At 68.7% G+C, this 16,737-nt stretch carries 19 protein-coding genes; 8 read left to right on the forward strand and 11 right to left on the reverse strand.

What is annotated here, in order from left to right; all coding sequences use genetic code 11:
* Positions 1-42: 42 nt before the first annotated feature.
* From DFR50_RS32255 to DFR50_RS33390, 5 genes are all read right to left on the reverse strand, one after another.
* On the reverse strand, positions 43-516 hold the full coding sequence (locus DFR50_RS32255) for an REP-associated tyrosine transposase (protein WP_170153356.1): 474 nt from the start codon (positions 514-516) through the stop codon (positions 43-45).
* A 302-nt stretch (positions 517-818) separates the two neighbouring features.
* A complete protein-coding gene (locus DFR50_RS23025) occupies positions 819-1,508 on the reverse strand; it encodes a phytochelatin synthase family protein (RefSeq protein ID WP_113891611.1) in 690 nt (229 codons plus the stop codon).
* Positions 1,509-2,819 carry a replication-associated recombination protein A gene (locus DFR50_RS23030; RefSeq protein ID WP_113891612.1) on the reverse strand — a complete coding sequence of 437 codons (1,311 nt, stop codon included), beginning with the start codon at positions 2,817-2,819 and terminating at the stop codon, positions 1,509-1,511.
* Positions 2,820-2,926: 107 nt separating this feature from the next.
* Complete coding sequence (locus tag DFR50_RS23035) at positions 2,927-3,334, reverse strand: endonuclease domain-containing protein (RefSeq protein ID WP_342634577.1); 408 nt, start codon at positions 3,332-3,334, stop codon at positions 2,927-2,929.
* A gap of 15 nt (positions 3,335-3,349) precedes the next feature.
* On the reverse strand, positions 3,350-3,493 hold the full coding sequence (locus tag DFR50_RS33390; protein ID WP_113891613.1) for a DUF559 domain-containing protein: 144 nt from the start codon (positions 3,491-3,493) through the stop codon (positions 3,350-3,352).
* Positions 3,494-3,786: 293 nt separating this feature from the next.
* Here DFR50_RS33390 and DFR50_RS23045 point away from each other — a divergent pair, with 293 nt between their 5' ends.
* Entirely contained in the window at positions 3,787-4,971 is a 1,185-nt protein-coding gene (locus DFR50_RS23045; protein WP_113891614.1) for a serine hydrolase domain-containing protein, read from the forward strand.
* 104 nt (positions 4,972-5,075) lie between these two features.
* On the opposite strand, the gene DFR50_RS23050 is transcribed toward DFR50_RS23045, so the two are convergent.
* Positions 5,076-6,326: a cupin domain-containing protein gene (locus tag DFR50_RS23050; RefSeq protein ID WP_113891615.1), complete on the reverse strand. Its 1,251-nt coding sequence runs from the start codon at positions 6,324-6,326 to the stop codon at positions 5,076-5,078.
* 136 nt (positions 6,327-6,462) lie between these two features.
* Positions 6,463-6,900, reverse strand: coding sequence for a VOC family protein (locus DFR50_RS23055; RefSeq protein ID WP_113891616.1), 438 nt, complete (start codon positions 6,898-6,900; stop codon positions 6,463-6,465).
* Positions 6,901-7,053: 153 nt separating this feature from the next.
* Between DFR50_RS23055 and DFR50_RS23060 the strand changes: the two genes are divergently transcribed.
* Together DFR50_RS23060 and DFR50_RS23065 are read left to right on the forward strand one after the other, a co-directional pair.
* The gene (locus DFR50_RS23060) at positions 7,054-8,022 is read left to right on the forward strand and encodes a glycosyltransferase family 8 protein (protein ID WP_113891617.1); all 969 of its coding nucleotides are present in this window, start codon (positions 7,054-7,056) and stop codon (positions 8,020-8,022) included.
* Between the two features lie 110 nt (positions 8,023-8,132).
* Positions 8,133-11,522: an acyl-[ACP]--phospholipid O-acyltransferase gene (locus tag DFR50_RS23065; protein ID WP_113891618.1), complete on the forward strand. Its 3,390-nt coding sequence runs from the start codon at positions 8,133-8,135 to the stop codon at positions 11,520-11,522.
* A gap of 18 nt (positions 11,523-11,540) precedes the next feature.
* On the opposite strand, the gene DFR50_RS23070 is transcribed toward DFR50_RS23065, so the two are convergent.
* The 3 genes from DFR50_RS23070 to DFR50_RS23080 are packed head-to-tail and all read right to left on the reverse strand — an operon-like array spanning position 11,541 to position 13,232.
* On the reverse strand, positions 11,541-11,996 hold the full coding sequence (locus tag DFR50_RS23070; RefSeq protein ID WP_113891619.1) for a GtrA family protein: 456 nt from the start codon (positions 11,994-11,996) through the stop codon (positions 11,541-11,543).
* Between the two features lie 40 nt (positions 11,997-12,036).
* Positions 12,037-12,657, reverse strand: coding sequence for a flavin reductase family protein (locus DFR50_RS23075; RefSeq protein WP_113891620.1), 621 nt, complete (start codon positions 12,655-12,657; stop codon positions 12,037-12,039).
* Positions 12,658-12,665: 8 nt separating this feature from the next.
* Positions 12,666-13,232 carry a nitroreductase family protein gene (locus DFR50_RS23080; RefSeq protein ID WP_113891621.1) on the reverse strand — a complete coding sequence of 189 codons (567 nt, stop codon included), beginning with the start codon at positions 13,230-13,232 and terminating at the stop codon, positions 12,666-12,668.
* A gap of 148 nt (positions 13,233-13,380) precedes the next feature.
* Here DFR50_RS23080 and DFR50_RS23085 point away from each other — a divergent pair, with 148 nt between their 5' ends.
* Genes DFR50_RS23085 through DFR50_RS23095 form a run of 3 tightly spaced genes read left to right on the forward strand, consistent with a single transcriptional unit; the run spans position 13,381 to position 15,070 of the window.
* Entirely contained in the window at positions 13,381-14,364 is a 984-nt protein-coding gene (locus DFR50_RS23085) for a hypothetical protein (protein ID WP_113891622.1), read from the forward strand.
* 4 nt (positions 14,365-14,368) lie between these two features.
* Positions 14,369-14,605, forward strand: a complete 237-nt coding sequence (locus DFR50_RS23090) for an Lrp/AsnC ligand binding domain-containing protein (protein WP_113891623.1) — start codon at positions 14,369-14,371, stop codon at positions 14,603-14,605.
* Positions 14,606-14,659: 54 nt separating this feature from the next.
* Entirely contained in the window at positions 14,660-15,070 is a 411-nt protein-coding gene (locus DFR50_RS23095) for an Ivy family c-type lysozyme inhibitor (protein ID WP_113891624.1), read from the forward strand.
* 16 nt (positions 15,071-15,086) lie between these two features.
* Here the strand turns inward: DFR50_RS23095 and DFR50_RS23100 are convergent, their stop codons facing one another.
* Positions 15,087-15,599, reverse strand: a complete 513-nt coding sequence (locus DFR50_RS23100) for a tyrosine phosphatase family protein (RefSeq protein ID WP_113891625.1) — start codon at positions 15,597-15,599, stop codon at positions 15,087-15,089.
* 195 nt (positions 15,600-15,794) lie between these two features.
* Between DFR50_RS23100 and DFR50_RS23105 the strand changes: the two genes are divergently transcribed.
* The gene (locus DFR50_RS23105; RefSeq protein WP_113891626.1) at positions 15,795-16,130 is read left to right on the forward strand and encodes a DUF4258 domain-containing protein; all 336 of its coding nucleotides are present in this window, start codon (positions 15,795-15,797) and stop codon (positions 16,128-16,130) included.
* Positions 16,127-16,645, forward strand: a complete 519-nt coding sequence (locus DFR50_RS23110; RefSeq protein ID WP_170153357.1) for a helix-turn-helix domain-containing protein — start codon at positions 16,127-16,129, stop codon at positions 16,643-16,645. The genes DFR50_RS23105 and DFR50_RS23110 overlap by 4 nt, the downstream gene beginning before the upstream one ends.
* Positions 16,646-16,737: the final 92 nt, after the last annotated feature.

The raw sequence follows: 16,737 nt of genomic DNA on the forward strand, positions 1-16,737 counted from the left end.
GGCGCGGTGAACGATCCGCGCCCGGCAATGCGCGCGGCGCGATCACCTCGATATCGGCGTGATTTCGCCCGCGTACGGCCAGTCGTCAGCCGAGCGCGCGAGCCCGGCGCGGACGGGATTGTCTCTGACATAATCCCATTTCACGGCGTAGCTTTCATCGTTGCGAAGGAGATGGTCGAAGAACTCTTTTTGCCAAAGGGGAGCGGGCAGGCCGAGATGTTTGAGGATCGCCTTCGACGTCCATTGCTTGAACCCGCCGATGAACCCGGACAGCGGCTTCGCATGGGCGGTCTCGTCGCAGGCGCAGAAGAAATGGACGTGGTCGGGCATGACGACGAAACGGCCGACCGCCCATCCGTAACGGTCGCGCGCGGCGGCCCATTCCCCACGGAGGATCGCGAACGCTTCGGGGGCGGCGAGGACCGGGCGGCGGTTCGCGACGCAGATTGTCACGAAGAACACAGGGGTCGCGATCGAAACCGTGTAGAGGCGCTTGAGGTGCTTTCGATCGCGCACGCCATTTCCTCGATGCGGAAGGACTCGGAAAGCGTTGTCAGCGGAGCGGCGCGCCTGCCCATTCGATTTCACTATTTTGCGAAGTTCTCCCCGCAATGTCAACTCTGAGCACACCGGGCAGGACGCCTGTAGGGCGGGGTCGGCGACCCCGCCCCGGCGCGGTCGGCGAGAGTCGGGGGCGGCCCGCCCAGCCGCGGTCGGCGACCGCGCCCTACAGTGCGCGGCCTGTAGGGCTCGGGGTCGGCGACCCCGCCCAGGCGCGGTCAGCGACCGCGCCCTACATTGCGGGGGCAGACCGCGCCCTACAAGGGTTGGCGCGCCTCGACCTCCAGCACGCCGCGCTTCAGGCCGCTGTCGGAGTCGATCGTGTTCTGCGCCTCGTACAGGCGCTGCGTCGGGACCAGCCAGGGCTTGAATCGGGCGTTGACGTCGCCGACGAACACGAGATCCTGATCGGCGAGGTAGCCGAGGACGGGCGAGAAATGGCCGTGGCCGCGGCCGAACAGGGGCTCGCGGGTGAAATTGACCACGATCCGTTCGGACGGGTCGTTGCTCTTGGCCATCTCGGCGCGAAAGTCGTCGAGCGACAGGCCGCGCAGCGTCTTGACCGGCGCGTCGGCGGCCTTGCCGAGAACTTCGGCTTCCTGGTCGAGCGTCAGGCCGCGCGGAAGATAACCGAAGATCTGGAACGCCCCCGACAGGTCGGCGACCGTCTTCGGATCGGTCGGCCGGCCCTCCGACAGCATGACGTCGGCGACGCTGGTCGGCCCGCAGACGCTCTGGTTCGGCTGATAGACGTAGCCCGCCGGACCGTAACGATGGGCGACCGGGAGCGACCAGGCGCGCGCCAGCAGCGCCTCGTTCTGATAGGTCGGCGTGCGCTCGATCGAATCCGGCGGAATGGGCGGCGCCGGCCACAGGACCGCCGCGACGCCGGCGGCGGCAAGAACCCCGGCCAGCGTGAGCGCGATCGCCCGTCTCGTCAGGCGCATTCAACCCCCTCCCCGCTCGCCGCGAAGCTTCGCCCACCAGTCGAGGCGCTTGCGGATCTCGCGCTCGAAGCCGCGCTCGACCGGCTGGTAGACCGTACGCCGCCCGAGCGCCTCGGGCCAGTAATTCTGGCCGGAAAAGGCGTCCGGCGCGTCGTGGTCGTAGTGGTAGTCCGCCCCGTAGCCCTCGCGCTTCATCAATTTCGTCGGCGCGTTGAGGATGGTCTTGGGCGGCGTCAGCGAGCCGTGGCTCCTGGCGAGCGCCTGCGCGGCGGCCCAGGCTTTATAGACGGCGTTCGATTTCGGCGCCGTCGCCACATAGACGACGGCCTCGGCGATGGCGAGTTCGCCCTCCGGGCTGCCGAGGAAGTCGTAGGCGTCCTTGGCCGCGTTGGCGACCACGAGCGCCTGCGGATCGGCGAGCCCGATGTCCTCGGAGGCCATGCGCACCACGCGGCGGGCGATGAACAGCGGGTTCTCCCCGGCGTCGAACATGCGCGCGAGATAGTACAGCGCCGCGTCCGGGTCGGAGCCGCGCACGCATTTGTGCAGGGCCGAGATCAGATTGTAGTGGCCGTCCTGGCCCTTGTCGTACAGCGGCGCCCGCCGCTGCACGACGTCGGCGAGACGGCGGGCGTCGAGCGTCTCGCCCGGGCGGGCGGCGCGCCACACCTCCTCGGCGAGCGTCAGCGCCGCGCGGCCGTCGCCGTCGGCCATGCCGATCAGCGCCGCGCGGGCGTCGCCCTCGAGCGGCAGCGGCTTGCCGACGAGGCGCTCGGCGCGGCCGACCAGCGCCTCGAGCGCCTCGGCGTCGAGCGCCTTGAAGACGAGGACGCGGGCGCGCGAGAGGAGCGCGGCGTTCAGCTCGAACGACGGATTCTCGGTCGTGGCGCCGATCAGCGTCACCGCGCCGTCCTCCATCACCGGCAGAAACGAATCCTGCTGCGCCCGGTTGAAGCGATGGATCTCGTCGACGAACAGCAACGTCCCCCGCCCCTGCCCCCGCCGCGCGCGGGCGGCGTCAAAAATCTTCTTGAGCTCGGCGACGCCGCTGTGGATGGCCGAGACCTGGACGAACGTGTCCGGGCGCAGGGCGCCGATCAGGCGCGCGACCGTGGTCTTGCCGCTGCCCGGCGGACCCCAGAAGATCATCGAGCCGAGGGTCGGCGCCTGAAGCAGCCGCGTCAGCGCGCCGTCGGGTCCGGTCAGATGCTCCTGGCCCGAGACCTCGTCGAGACTCTTGGGCCGCAGCCGCTCGGCGAGCGGCGAGGGCGGCGGCGTGGCGCTCGGCGGCGCCTCGTCGAACAGGCTCATGGCTCCCCTTGTCCCGCACGGGGGGCGGCGCTGTCCAGCGGCGGGAGGCGGAGAAAGCGACGCGACCCCGCGAAGCAGGACAGGGGCGCACAACGCAACTCCGGAGTTCAGGATTCGCGCAACGCTGCGCGAATGCGTTCGACGACGATCGGCAGGCCGCCGATGACGAGGTCGTCGGGAAAGCGCAGAACGCGAAAGCCGGCGTTGTGAAACCACTCGTCCCGCGCTGCGTCCCTGATCCGCGCCTCCTCCGTTTCGTGCGTGCGGCCGTCCGCTTCGACGATGACTCTTCTCGCGAGGCAAACGAAATCAACGAAATAAGGGCCGATCGGGGTCTGACGGTAACTCCCAAGCCGGCAGCGAACAGCGCCGTCATCGCGAGCGAAGCGAAGCGATCCAGGGCCGCTGGGCTGCTGTTGCGCCCTCTGATCGTCCCGCCGCCCTTCGTTGCGAGCAATTTCTTCCGCAGGAAGCAAGCGGCGGCATGGATTGCTTCGTCGCTTTGCTCCTCGCAATGACGGGGTTGGGAGTTACGTCTGACGGCGAAACCCGTACCCGTCGACGCGATGATTGCGCAGCGCGCGCCATAGCAGCGTTTCCGCCTTCGTCATGCTCTGACGCTGCGCCCTTGCGAACTTGCGCGAGGACTGACGATATCGCGGCGGCTCCTCCATGCCGCCTATGTAGCACGAACTGCGGAGACGACACCCCTTCTCCGCGAAGCGGGGAAGGTGTCGCCGAAGGCGACGGATGGGGTGTGGGCCGAGGCGTCGCCGTGGGACGGATTGCACGATCGGCGCCGCCTGCCTGCACCCACGGAGTCCTGCTTTCCGCACCCCATCCGGCGCTTCGCGCCACCTTCCCCGCTTCGCGGAGAAGGGGGTGACGCCCAACGATAGCCACGGACTCTTGCCCCTCTCCGCTGCGTGACTATGCTCCCGCGTCCCTCGTCAGCGAGCAAACCCAAATGCCTCATTCCGTCCTGCCCTACGTTCCCTCGGAGCGCCTGGGGTTCGATCCGCCCCGGCTCGCCCGCCTGACCGACGCGATGCAGCGGCAGATCGACGACGGCAAGGCGCCGGGGATCGCGATGCTGATCGCCCGCGACGGCAAGGTCGCCTACCGCCAGGCGCTCGGCGACCTGCGGCCCGGCGGCCCGGAGATGCGCGACGACGCGATCTTCCGGATCTATTCGATGACCAAGCCGATCGTCTCGGTGGCGGCGATGATGCTGGTCGAGGAGGGCCGGCTCTCGGTCCTCGATCCCGTCTCGGCCTATGTCCCGGCCTTCGGCGACGTGAAGGTCGGCGTCCCCAACGGCGACGAACTCGAGCTTCGCCCGCTCGCGAGGCCCGTCACCGTGCAGGACCTGCTGCGCCACACCTCCGGCCTGACCTACGGCTTCACCGGCGCAGGCCCCGTCCAGACGCTGACCAAGGCCGCCGACGTGCTCAGCGCCGGGCGGACGACGGCCGAGAACGTCGCGGAAATCGCCGCGCTGCCGCTGATGCATCAGCCGGGAACCGTCTGGGAGTACAGCGTCTCGACCGACGTGCTCGGGCGCATCGTCGAGATCGTCGAAGGGGCGCGCCTGAGCGACGTCCTGCGTGCGCGCATCTTCGGCCCGCTCGGGATGCCCGACACCGCCTTCTTCACCCCGCACGCCAAACTGGCGCGCCGCGCCGACCCGTTCTCGTTCGAGATCATGACCGCGGCCGGCGCCGACATGGGTAACGCGGAGGCGCCGCCGAAATTCGAATCGGGCGGCGGCGGCCTCGTCTCGACGCTCACGGACTATGCGCGCTTCGCCGCCATGCTCGCGGGGGGCGGCGCTTTCGCCGGGACGCGATTCTTAAGCCCGCGCACGCTGGCCTGGATGGCGAGCGACCACCTCGACGCCCACGTCGACCGCCGCCACCCGCTGCTCTGGCCGGGCCACGGCTTCGGGCTCGGATTCGCGGTCCGGGTCAGGCAGGGGCTGGCCCCGAGCGCCGGAAGCGTCGGGGAATATTTCTGGGGCGGCATGATGGGGACGGCGTTCTGGATTTCGCCGCGCGACAATCTGTTCGCCGTCCTGATGGTGCAGGCGCCGGAGCACCGCGAGTATTTTCGCACGCTGTTCCGCAACCTGGTGAGCGCGGCGATCCTGTAACAATCGAGACTGCAAACGCCGCCGTCATTGCGAGGAGCGAAGCGACGAAGCAGCGGGTGGATTGCTTCGCTTCGCTCGCAATGACGGGGCTCGCGCCGAAACCCTCACTCCGGCATGAAGGCCGGATTGTTGCGCGGGAACTTCGCCACCGTCTCGGGATCGAGATTGAAGGTCGCCGCGACCATCTCGGGCGGCGAATGGGCCAGCCAGTCGGCGAGCGAGACTTCCTCGTAGACGGACGAGCGGAACACCGCGATCATGACCAGATCGCTGTCGCCGGTGTTCTCGATGTAGTGGCCGAGGCCCTTCTTGACGTAGCCGATGTCGCCGGGGCGGAAGTTCGCGGTATTGGCGGACGGGCCGGCGTTGAACACGGTCATACGCGCCGTTCCCTTGAGGTAATATTGCCATTCGTCGGCGTTCGGATGCCAGTGCAGCGTCCTGAGCGCGCCGGGCCTGATGGTGACGAGGCCGGCGGCGATCGTCGTCGACACGGTGAAGTTGGAGCTGTCGGCGATCTGGAGGGTTCCGCCATGGCTGTCGGCGACCTTGGGCGACTTGCTGAGCGCGAAGGTGAACGGATATTGCGGCGCGCCACGCGTGCCCGCCATCGCCGCCCGCACCTCCTCGAGCGGACCGGGAACCGCGCCCTGGAAGATCCAGCGGTCCTGCAGCGGGATGTTCTTGAACGCTTCCGCCGGCACGCCGAAATTCTTGGCCAGAACGTCGGGCGGCGTGTGCGCGATCCAGTCGGTCGCGGGCAGCGTGTTGAACTCCGAGGAGGCGCCATTGTCGAAGGCGAGCACGAACTCGGCTCCGTCGGGCCCCAGTCCCTGCAGCGAGTGCGGCAGGCCGGCGGGGAAATACCACAGGTCGCCCTCCGCGACGTCGGCCACGTACGGGCGGCCTTTGGCGTCGAGCACGGTGATGCGGCAATGGCCGTAAGTCATGATCGCCCATTCCGCCTGCTGGTGCCAGTGCAGCTCGCGGATGCCGCCGGCCGAGAGCCGCATGTTCACGCCGGCGATTTCGGTGGAGATGGCGAAGTCCGACACCGTCACCTGACGGCCCCAGCCGCCGTTCTGGATGCGCCGCGGCGCGAGGTTGAAGGAGGCCCAGAACTCGGGCAGGCTGCCGACGTCGGTCGGCGGCGGATCGAGAAAGGTCGGCATCTGCTGGGCGAGCGACGCATCGTGCGGGCCCGGAATGGCGAGCGCCCGCGGATCGGCGACATTGACCGCGCCCTCGGGCGGCAGGTCGGGATTTCCGAAAGACGCGCCGCGCGCGAGAGTCGCGGTGAGCGCGGCGCCGCCAGCCGCGGTCGCGGCCAGCAAGCCTCGTCGTGACACGTCCATGAGCGGATCCCCCAGCAACCGGCTCCCTTCGCCGGAGCGACACTATGTCACAGGGAGGAGCCGCACTCAACGAGGGTTCACAGCAGAACGCGGCGGCCCGCCGTCCGGCCTTGGTCGCGAAGCCGGGATGGCGCGCTCACCACACCCCGACGTTCGGCATCGACGCCCACGGCTCGGCGGGCGGCAGCGCGCCGCCCTTCTGGAGCAACTCGATGGAGATAGCGTCGGGCGTGCGGATGAACGCCATGTGGCCGTCGCGCGGCGGCCGGTTGATCGTGACGCCGCCGTCCATCAGGCGCTGGCAGGTCGCGTAGATGTCGTCGACCCGGTAGGCGAGATGGCCGAAATTGCGCCCGCCGCCATAGACCTCGGGATCCCAGTTGAAGGTGAGTTCGATCAGGGGCGCCTGGGTCTTGCGCGCCCGCTCGGCGTCGCCGGAGGCGGCGAGGAAGACCAGGGTGAAGCGGCCCTTGTCGTTGTCGACCCGGCGCGTCTCGACGAATCCCATCAGCTCGAAGAACGCGATCGTCGCCTTCAGGTCGGTGACGCGGATCATGGTGTGCAGGTATTCCATGCGCTTGACCTTTTCGGACGTTGGATCGCGCCAGCATAGCGCCTGCGCGTCCGCCGGGCATCCCCGACGAGGTCCGGGCCGGTTTCGGGATACGTCGTTTCCCGGTAAGCGGTTCACTCGGCCCTCGGGCCGCGATTCGGGAGGAACTCGGTCTTGCGCACGGCCTTCTGCTTCACGCCCGACCGCGCCTTCTTCCCGCCGGCGGTGCGGGCGATCGCCTCGCTGATCGCGGCGGAGCCGGACGAGGCGCATGAGATCTACCTCGTCTGCGAGCCCGGGGACGTGACGCCCGGCTTCGACCGCCTGCCCGCCCGCTTGCGCGAGCGGATCACCCTCCTGACGCTCGACTTCTCGGCGCACGACAGGCGGCTGTCCGGAAAAGGCCGGTTCTCGCGCGCGGTGTTTCGCCGCCTGTTTCTCGCCGAGGTCCTGCCGGACCCGATCGAGCGGATCGTCAGCGTCGATTCCGACATGGTCATCGTCCGCCCCGGCCTCGCCCGGCTCGCCGACTTCGATTTCGCCGGGGCGCCCCTCGCCGCCGCCTACGACATGATCTTTCTCATGGACTTCAAGGGCGAGGACGACCCGCTGGTGAAGCGCTTCCGCCGCTCGCGGGCGGCGCTCGGCCTCGCGCTCGACACGCCCTATTTCAACGCCGGCCTGATGGCGATCGACCGGGCGGCGTGGCGGCGGGAAAGGCTCACCGAGCGAGTCACGACGGCGCTGAGCGAAGCGCCGCAGCGCTATCCCTTCATGGAGCAGGACGCGCTCAACGCCACGCTCGCGGGCCGCTTCGCGCCGCTCTCGCCGCGCATGAATTTCATGGGCGATTTCTTCCTCCTCGACCTCGAGCGCCGGATCGACCCGATCGTGCTGCATTTCGTCAACGCGCCGAAGCCGTGGAATTTGGGCGAATGGAAGGGCGAGGCGCGCTTCGCGGAGGACTACCGCGACTGGTTCCACACGTCCCCCTGGCCTGACTGGGCCGCGGCGCCGGACACGCCCGGTTGGCGGCGCTCGCGGCCGCCCTTGACCAAGGTCAGGCGGGCCTTCGCGAGCCGGCTCGCGCATTTCCTCGCGACGCAGCCGTTCCTCGACGGTCCGTTGCGGGTCGCCGGCTGACGGCACGGCCGTCCGCCGCGCCCGCCCGATTCGAGGTGGGACAACGGGCCGCTTGACGGGCCCGGGGATTTTGGCGTCCAACGGCTGCAATTGAGCGTGGGGGACGCCTGATGTTTGGCGCGTTGATGACGTCACGGCGGTTCGCGCCGCTGTTCTGGTGCCAGTTCCTCTCCGCCTTCAACGACAATTTCGTCCGCAACATGCTGGTCATGCTGATCCTGTTCCGCTTCGGAGCCGGGGACGGCAGCCTGAAGATTCTGCTCGCCTCGATGGTCTTCGTGCTGCCGGCGATCCCGTTGTCGGCGCTCGGCGGCGAGATCGCCGACTCGCACGACAAGGCGGCGGTCGCCCGACGCCTGAAGCTCGCGGAGATCGTCGTCCAGGCGATCGCGGCGGCCGGTTTCGTGTTCTCCTCGCTGCCCCTCCTCTATGTCGCGCTGTTCGGGCTCGGCTGCATCGCCGCCCTGTTCGGCCCGATCAAGTACGGCATCTTGCCCGACCACCTGAGGCGGACGGAACTGGTCGCGGGCAATGCGCTGGTCGAGGGCGCGACCTATGCGGCGATCATCTGCGGCCTGATCCTGGGCGGCCTCGCGGCGGCGAACGGCCGTTCGTCGCTCGGGATCGTCGCGCAGATGATGCTGGTCGCCTTCGCCTGCTACGCCACGGCGCGCTTCATCCCGCCGACCGGGGTCGGCGCGCCGGGTCTGAAAGTGCGCTGGAACGTGTTCGCCTCGACCTGGGCGATCATCGGCGAACTGCGGGCGGACCGACGCTCGTGGGCGGCGGCGCTGGCGACGAGCTGGTTCTGGACGGTCGGCATCGTGGCGCTGTCGCTCGTGCCGGTGATCGTCAAGGCGCGGATCGGCGGCGGGCTCGACGTCGAGATCGGCGTCAATCTGATCTTCGCCGTCGGCGTCGCGCTCGGCTCGCTCGCCGCGGCGGCGCTGGCGCACGGCCGGATCGAACTCGCCCCGGCGCCGTTCCTGCTCCTCGTCATGGCCGCGCCGCTGATCGACCTCGGGCTGACGACGAGCGGCCTCGCCGCGGCCTCGCGCACGGTCCCGCTCGCCGAGTTCTTCATGAGCCCGCTCGGCCTCCGGCTCGCCTTCGACCTGCTCGTCTTTTCCGCGGCGGCGGGACTGTTCGTGGTGCCGATCTTCGCCGCCATCCAGGCCTGGGCGGGGGAAGACCGGCGCGCCCGGGTGACCGCCGCCGTCAATGCGCTGAATTACCTGATGATGGTCGCGGGCTCCCTCGCGACCATGATCCTGCTCGAGCTCGTGCGGCTGAGCGAGCCGGCGACGCTCGTCCTGCTCGGCCTCGCCAACCTCGTCGCGGCGGCGCTGGCGTTTCGCTCCCTGCCCGCCAACCCGCTCGCCTTCCTGGCGCGCCTGGCGCTGGGGATCGTCTACCGGCTCGAAGTGGTCGGCGCCGACAATCTTCCGCGACCCGACGACTGCGCGGTGATCGCAGTCAACCACGTCTCGTTCCTCGACGCGGTCGCGCTCACCGCCGTCATGGAGCAGGCGCCGCTGCTGGCGGTCGACCGGATCGCCGCGCGCCGCGGACTCGTCAAGCCGCTGCTCGGGATCCTCGGCATCGCGCCGATGGACCCCGCGCGGCCGCTGACCGCCCGGGCGCTGGTCGGGGCGGCGCGCGCCGGCCGCGCGCTGGCGGTGTTTCCGGAAGGGCGGACGGCGCTGACCCCGATGATCATGCGCGACTACGCTGCGTTGTCGCTGATGATCGAGAAGACCGGGGCGCTGGTCACGCCGGTGCGCATCGAGGGCGCGGAACGCACCCTGTTCTCGCGGCTCGACCCGGCCCATGTCGGCCGGCGGCTGTTCCCGAAGATCAGGCTCACCGTCCTGCCGCCGCGCCGGCTGGCGGTTCCGCGCGCGGCCAACGGCAGGGCGCGCCGGCGCGCCGCCGGCGCCGCGCTCGTCGACCTGATGGCCGACGTCGTGTTCGAAACGACGGACATCCGCCGCACCCTTCACGCGGCCTTCGAAGCGCAGGTCCGCCGCACCGGAGTGAAGCGGATCGTGGTCGAGGACCCGCTCGCCGGCCCCATGACGGTCAGAATGTTCCGCATCGGGATCGCGGTGCTGGCGCGCAAGATCGCTGCGCTCTCGGCGCCGGGCGAGACGGTCGGGCTCATGCTGCCGAACGCCAACGGCGCGGTGGTGACGTTCATGGCGTTGCAGGCTGCCGGCCGGGTCGCAGCCTTGCTCAACTTCACCGCCGGCCCCGCCAACCTCGTCTCGGCCTGCCGGACGGCCGAGATCCGGCTGGTGCTGACCTCGCGCGCCTTCGTCGAGAAAGCGGATCTCGGTCCGGTGATCGAGGCGATCGCCGAGGTCGCCCGGATCGTCTGGCTCGAGGACGTGCGCGCCGGCGCGACCGCGCGCGACAAGCTCACGGCGGCGCTGACCGCCGGGCGGGCGCTGACGCCGCGCGCGCCCGACGATCCGGCGGCGGTGCTGTTCACCTCGGGCACCGAGGGCGCGCCGAAGGGCGTCGCCCTGTCGCACGCCAACATTCTCGCCAATGTCGCCCAGATCGACGCCCGCTACGACCTCAGGGTCTCGGACATCGTCTTCAACCCGCTGCCGATGTTTCACGCCTTCGGCCTGTCGGCGGGCACGCTGCTTGGGCTCATGACCTCGATGCGGGTCTCCCTGTACCCGACGCCCCTGCACTACCGCCAGATCCCCGACCTGATCGACCGGGTCGGCGCGACGGTGCTGTTCGGCACCGACACGTTCCTCACCGGCTGGGCGCGCAACGCCGCCGCCGACGGCTTCCGCTCGCTGCGCTACGTCATCGCCGGCGCCGAGGCGCTGAAACCCGAGACGCGCCGCGTCTATCAGGAGAAATTCGGCCTGCAACTGTTCGAAGGCTACGGCGTGACCGAGGCCGCGCCGGTGCTGGCCGTCAACGCGCCGATGTTCAACCGGATCGGCACGGTCGGCCGGCTCCTGCCCCACATCAGGACGCGCATCGTTCCCGTGCCGGGCATCGAGGAGGGCGGGCGGCTGTTGGTCAAGGGCCCGAACGTCATGGTCGGCTACTATCGCGCCGACAACCCGGGCGAACTCGAGCCGCCGGCGGGCGGCTGGCACGACACCGGCGACATCGTGGCGATCGACGCGGAAGGGTTCGTCGCGATCAAGGGCCGCGCCAAGCGCTTCGCCAAGCTCGCGGGCGAACTGATCTCGCTCGCCGCGATCGAGGATCTGCTGTGGGGCCTGTGGCCGGAGGATGCGGTGGCCTGCGTCGCGGCGCCCGACGCGAAAAGGGGCGAGCGCGTCATTCTGGCCACGACCCATAGAGGGGCCGCCAAGGCCGAGGTCGACGCCTGGATGAAGATCAAGGGGGCGGCGCCGATCATGGCCCCCGCGTCGGTCGTCGTGCTCGACGCGATCCCGCTGCTGGGCTCCGGCAAGGTCGACTATGTCGCGCTCGTCAAGGCGCTGCGGGAACGGGGAGCCTGAAGCGCGCGCCCGCCGATCTCAGCGGAACGCGAACTGCCGGAAGCCGAGGAAGGTGACGACCATCGCGACGCCGGCGCCGACCGCCACGAACAGCGGCAGGATCGCCGGCGTGACCGCGACGCCGAACCGCGGGCTCAGCATGACGCAGGCCGAATAGGCGGCGTAATTGACGACCAGACCGGCGGAGGCGACCGCGCAATAGCGCAGGAAGGCGCGGACGAACGGCGCCCGCGAACCGCGGAACGTGATCGCGCGGTTCAACAGGAAGTTGGTGATCGTGGCGACGACGAAGCCGGGCGGCCGGGCGAGCACGGGCGAAAGCCCGAGATACCGGGCGCAGAGGACCGTGATCGCGGCGTCGACGACGAAGCCGGACACGCCCACCGCGGCGAAGGCCGGGACCTGGAACGCCAGCGCCCGCGCCGGCGCGGCCTCGTCCCCGTCCTGACCATCGGCGTCCGACCGATCCGGCATGGCGTCTCCAGGCGCAGGGTTTCTGGTTCGGGCGTCGGGTTCAGCCGTTTCCCGCGCCCTTCGGCCGGGCGAGCGAAAACACCGCCTCCACCACCGCGTAGTCCTGGTAGCCGCAGCGCGCCAGCGGCCGCGCCCGGACGATGTCGAAGCGGCCGTCGCGGACATAGGCCTCGTCGATATGCACGCCCACCACCTCTCCCAGGATCAGGACGTTGCCGCTGAAGCCGCCCGTGCGGTCGCGGATCTCGACGATCTCGACCACCTTGCATTCGAGCGAGGCCGGGCTCTCCTTCACCCGCGGCGCGGCGACCAGGCGGCACTCGGCCATCGTCAGCCCGGCGTGAACGAACTCGCTCTCGCCGCGCGGCAACGGCGCCGAGGTCGCGTTCATCGGATCGCGCAGGTCGCTGGTGGCGAGGTTGGCGACGAACTCGCCGCTTTCCTTCGCAAACGTCGCCGAGTCCTTGTAGCCGCCGTCGCTGGAGAAGCCGACGATCGGCGGATTGCTGGAAAAGCCGTTGAAGAAACTGTAGGGTGCGAGGTTGACCCGGCCGTCCCGGGCGCGGGTGGAGATCCAGCCGATCGGGCGCGGCGCGACGATCGCCTTGAAGGGGTCGTGCGGCAAGATCGCCTTGTCGCGGGTTCCGGGCTCGTAGAACATGGCAGCCCTCAGCCCGGAAACGTGGTGACGATCGCGGCGAGCGACGGGCGCACCCGATCCTCGACCGGCGGCGCCCGGCCGATGTGGAGGAAGCCCGCGATCCGCTCGTGCTCCGCCAGGCCGATCGCCTCGCGGAAGCGGGCGTCGTAGGCCGTCCATTCGGTGAGCCAGGTCGCGGTGAAGCCGAGCGCCCGCGCCGCCACGATCAGGTTCATGCACACCGCCCCGGCCGACAGCACCTGCTCCCACTCCGGAATCTTGACGTGGGGCGCGGCGCGCGAGACCACCGCCACCACCAGCGGCGCGCGGGCGAACCGCCCGCGTTCCTCCGCCCTCGCCTTGTCGTCGAGATCGGGCTGGTCTTCGAGGCGGATCATTTCGGCGATGCGGCCGACGCGGGCGCGGGCCGCCCCCTCGAACACCACGAAGCGCCAGGGCGCGAGCTTGCCGTGGTCGGGCACGCGCGCGGCGAGGGTCAGAATCGTCTCGAGCTCGCCCGCGGTCGGGCCCGGCCCGGTCAAGACGGCCGGCGGCGCGGAGCGGCGGCGCTCGAGCAGGGCGATGGTGTCGTTCATGCAGGCTTCCCTCAACGTCGGCGCGGAGCTTTACTCCATCTCGAGGGCCTGTACACCGCCTTCGAACCGCCTCATTGGGGCGGCACGAGGCCCGTCCTGTTCGCCGCCTTCGGCAAGCGGCCGGGCGCCGCCCACGAGACGAGAGGCCATGCACGCGATTGGACGGGCGCTTGCGCTCCTGTGGGTTCTCTTCGCCCTGCCCGGCTTCGTCTCCGGCGCGCGGGCGGAGCCGCTGGCGACGGAGGGGCAGGCCACGCTCGCCTTGTCGGCCGCGCTCAACGGCGAATCCGCGCCGCTGACCGGCGGCGTGCGCTGGCGAGTCTATTCCGCCAAGGCCGAGGACGACGGCTCGCATGCCCTGATCGTCGAATCGAACCTCGCCGAGCCGACCCTTACCCTGCCGCCGGGGGACTATGTCGTCCATGCGGCGATCGGACTGGCGAGCGCGTCGAAACGCCTGACGCTCGGCGCCGAGGTGCGGACGGAGCGGCTGCCGATCGCGGCGGGCGGCCTCCGGATCGGCGGCGTCCTCGGCGGCGCGCCGATCGACCCGTCGAAACTGTCGCTCTCGATCTACGTTCCGGTGGGGCGAAACCCGCAGGGAAAGCTCGTCTACAACAAGGCCCGGGCCGGCGACGTGGTCGGGCTGCCGGAGGGCTCCTACCACATCGTCTCGACCTATCTCGATACGGTCGGCGGGCGTTTCCTGGCCGCCGCCTCGTCGCAGAGCGCCGGCAAGTCGTCGACGCCGGCGCAAACCGCGGTCATTCCGACCAATTCGATCGTCAACGCCGACATCAAGGTCGCCTCCGGCAAGCTGACCGACGTGACGCTGCGCCATCGCTGCGCCACCCTGACGCTGAAGCTGGTCAACAAGGCGGGCGGCGAAGCGCTCGCCAACACCACCTTCACCGTGCTCACGCCGGGCGGCGACGTCATTCGCGAACTGATGGGGGCGTTTCCCTCGCTGGTGCTCGCCGAGGGCGAATACGCCGTCATCGCGCGCCACGACGGCAAGACCTACCAGTCGACGTTCCGGGTCGACACGGGTATGGACCGCGACGTGGAAGTCGTTGCACAAGAGGCCGGCCAGGACGCGTCGAAGGACGCGGGCGGGCAAGAGGGGGACTGACCGGATGCAGACCTTTTTCGTTCAGATCAAATGCGCGCTGGGGCGCACCTACGAGGTCGCGAGCGCGCTCGCCGAGGCCGAGATCGCCTCGGAGATCTACTCGACCGCCGGCGAATTCGACATCCTGTCCAAGTTCTACGTCGAGCGCGACGTCGACATCGGCCATTTCGTCGGCCAGAAGGTGCAGACGATCCCGGGCATCGTCGACACCCGCACCATCATCACCTTCAAGGCGTTCTGAACCGACAGGCGCGCTTCTTCGGCTCTCTCGTCCTCAACCGGCGGCCAATTCCTCATGCGACTTGCCACGCGACCCGCGTTCCTCCTCTTCGTCCTCCTCGCCGGCGGCGCCGAAGCCGCGGACAATCCGTTCCTGTTCGACGCGCTGCAGGGGCGCTCGCCCTATCGCGGCGCCTGGGAGCGGCTGATGAAGCTCGTGCAGCCGACCCCCGACTGGCTGGTCCAGTTCAACAAGAATTTCGACGGCGTCGTCGGGCAGATGACCCCGGTGACGATCGACGGCAAGCCATATCAGCTGTCGTTCGTGTGCAAGCCGACCGACTGCGACAGCCACAAATTCGCGGTGCTGTTCGACGCCCAGGGCGCGCATGCATTCGGCGCGCTCGGCGGCAAGGACAACAGCCCCGCCTTCTTCGGCGCGCCCTCCCCCGCCGAGGAAGAGGCGATGGCGAAGGCGATCAAGTAGACTGGACGGGGACCCGTCAGGCCAGCTCCAGCGCGAAGGGAACGCCCTCGAGGCAGTCCTCGCCGCGCCCGATTTCGGCGATCGCGGCTGTCATCCGGCCGCCGCGCCCGAGCTGAAGGTCGGCGAGCGCCACGAGGCGGGCGTTCGGGGTGGCTGTGGGCGAAGCGGCGCGGATCGCCCGGGCGATCCCGAATTCGTCGCGCGCCGGGTTGAGCGCGCAGGCGGCGATGAAGGCCGCGGCGGTCGACCGGCTGACGCCGGCGTAGCAGTGGATGACCATCGGTTCGGCGCGGTCCCATGCGCGCACGAAGTCGATGAGGTCGCCGACATGCTCGCTGTCGGGCAGCACCTGGCCCGGCAGCGGCGTGATGATGTCGGACATGGCGATGGTGCGGTGCCGGTGCGGCGCGATCTCCGCCGGCCGGACGACCAGCGTCCCCGGGCTGATCAGCGTCACCAGCGACCGGGCGCCCGTCAGCGCGACCATCTCGCTGATCCGGGCGAGCGAGCAGACGTGCAGGCGCGGCATCGATTGGGCTCCGGTTCGGGGTCGCGGGCCTTCTAGGCCGTTCCGGCGGCGGTTGTCGAGGTACGCCGAGCCACGGGTACAGGAGCGCGCTCGCACCGCGAGCGGGGCGACCATACCGATTCAGTCTGCGACCAAGTGAAGCGTCAACCCACCATTCACTTGCCTTTCGCCACAGCCTATCATAATGATAGCTTCATGAGGAAGACGGAAGCCGGCGAGATCGTGCAATTCTCCCCGAAGCCAGCGGAACTCGCGGCCGTCATCAGGCGTATCGCCACGGACTCTGGTTGCGTAGGCTTCAGCGACCACGCTGTCGACCGCATGGAGGAACGAGGGATCACTCGTCTCGATGCGCTACGCGTGCTTCGCGGCGGTGACATCAGAGGAGAAATCAAGGCCGGAAGGGCATGTGGCGAATGGAAGTGCAAGGTCGTAATGAACTTGAAAGGAAGCCGTAATATTGGCGTTGTAACGCTAGTGGTTAAGATGCAACGTCTGTTCGTGAAAACAGTGGAATGGGAAGACCGATGACTCGCACGCATTTCTTCAAACAAACGGAAGAAGTCCGCGCGCCGTATCACTATAAAGCTTGCGGACTTGACAATATCTATCTGCTAAATGGTTACGATATTGACGAACACGATGGTGAACGCCATGTGTTTGTCCGCAACATGGAGGAGCTGCACAATGCAATTGGACGTCACATTGTAACGAAGCGGAAGGGCTTGACTGGTCAAGACATCCGTTTTCTACGGAACACGCTTGATATGACACAAAATGAGCTCGCCAGAGAACTCGGCAACAATGCCCAATCCATCGCACGCTGGGAGAAAGGCCAAGTTGACATTCCTGGTGACGCAGAAAAACTCTTGCGTGTTTTTTTCTTTGCGAAGCTAGCAACGGCAGACGAGTTGGCTGAATTGCGCAGTCTTATTATCCAAGACCTGACTGAATTGGATAACATGGACGAGCGCGTCACTCCGATTGCCAATTTCTTCCTCTCCGACAGATGGAAGGAAGATAGCAATATGGCGATGTGTTGCTGACTTAAGGCCTGAACGCAAGCCCGCGTAGGGTCGCCGTCGTCGTCATTGATGACGGCGGGACAGCCAAGCCAATGATGTGTTCAACCCGCGCT

The sequence above is a fragment of the Roseiarcus fermentans genome (genome assembly GCF_003315135.1).
GTDB lineage: Bacteria > Pseudomonadota > Alphaproteobacteria > Rhizobiales > Beijerinckiaceae > Roseiarcus > Roseiarcus fermentans.

Excerpts from the sequence above, each read along its gene's own strand:
- DFR50_RS23085 (WP_113891622.1), top strand. The coding sequence starts at position 13,381 with ATGCACGCGATTGGACGGGCGCTTGCGCTCCTGTGGGTTCTCTTCGCC.
- DFR50_RS23095 (WP_113891624.1), top strand. The coding sequence starts at position 14,660 with ATGCGACTTGCCACGCGACCCGCGTTCCTCCTCTTCGTCCTCCTCGCC.
- DFR50_RS23080 (WP_113891621.1), bottom strand. The coding sequence starts at position 13,232 with ATGAACGACACCATCGCCCTGCTCGAGCGCCGCCGCTCCGCGCCGCCG.
- DFR50_RS23055 (WP_113891616.1), bottom strand. The coding sequence starts at position 6,900 with ATGGAATACCTGCACACCATGATCCGCGTCACCGACCTGAAGGCGACG.
- DFR50_RS23030 (WP_113891612.1), bottom strand. The coding sequence starts at position 2,819 with ATGAGCCTGTTCGACGAGGCGCCGCCGAGCGCCACGCCGCCGCCCTCG.
- DFR50_RS23105 (WP_113891626.1), top strand. The coding sequence starts at position 15,795 with ATGAGGAAGACGGAAGCCGGCGAGATCGTGCAATTCTCCCCGAAGCCA.
- DFR50_RS23075 (WP_113891620.1), bottom strand. The coding sequence starts at position 12,657 with ATGTTCTACGAGCCCGGAACCCGCGACAAGGCGATCTTGCCGCACGAC.
- DFR50_RS23045 (WP_113891614.1), top strand. The coding sequence starts at position 3,787 with ATGCCTCATTCCGTCCTGCCCTACGTTCCCTCGGAGCGCCTGGGGTTC.
- DFR50_RS33390 (WP_113891613.1), bottom strand. The coding sequence starts at position 3,493 with ATGGAGGAGCCGCCGCGATATCGTCAGTCCTCGCGCAAGTTCGCAAGG.
- DFR50_RS23025 (WP_113891611.1), bottom strand. The coding sequence starts at position 1,508 with ATGCGCCTGACGAGACGGGCGATCGCGCTCACGCTGGCCGGGGTTCTT.
- DFR50_RS23070 (WP_113891619.1), bottom strand. The coding sequence starts at position 11,996 with ATGCCGGATCGGTCGGACGCCGATGGTCAGGACGGGGACGAGGCCGCG.
- DFR50_RS23090 (WP_113891623.1), top strand. The coding sequence starts at position 14,369 with ATGCAGACCTTTTTCGTTCAGATCAAATGCGCGCTGGGGCGCACCTAC.
- DFR50_RS23110 (WP_170153357.1), top strand. The coding sequence starts at position 16,127 with ATGACTCGCACGCATTTCTTCAAACAAACGGAAGAAGTCCGCGCGCCG.
- DFR50_RS23065 (WP_113891618.1), top strand. The coding sequence starts at position 8,133 with ATGTTTGGCGCGTTGATGACGTCACGGCGGTTCGCGCCGCTGTTCTGG.
- DFR50_RS23050 (WP_113891615.1), bottom strand. The coding sequence starts at position 6,326 with ATGGACGTGTCACGACGAGGCTTGCTGGCCGCGACCGCGGCTGGCGGC.
- DFR50_RS23100 (WP_113891625.1), bottom strand. The coding sequence starts at position 15,599 with ATGCCGCGCCTGCACGTCTGCTCGCTCGCCCGGATCAGCGAGATGGTC.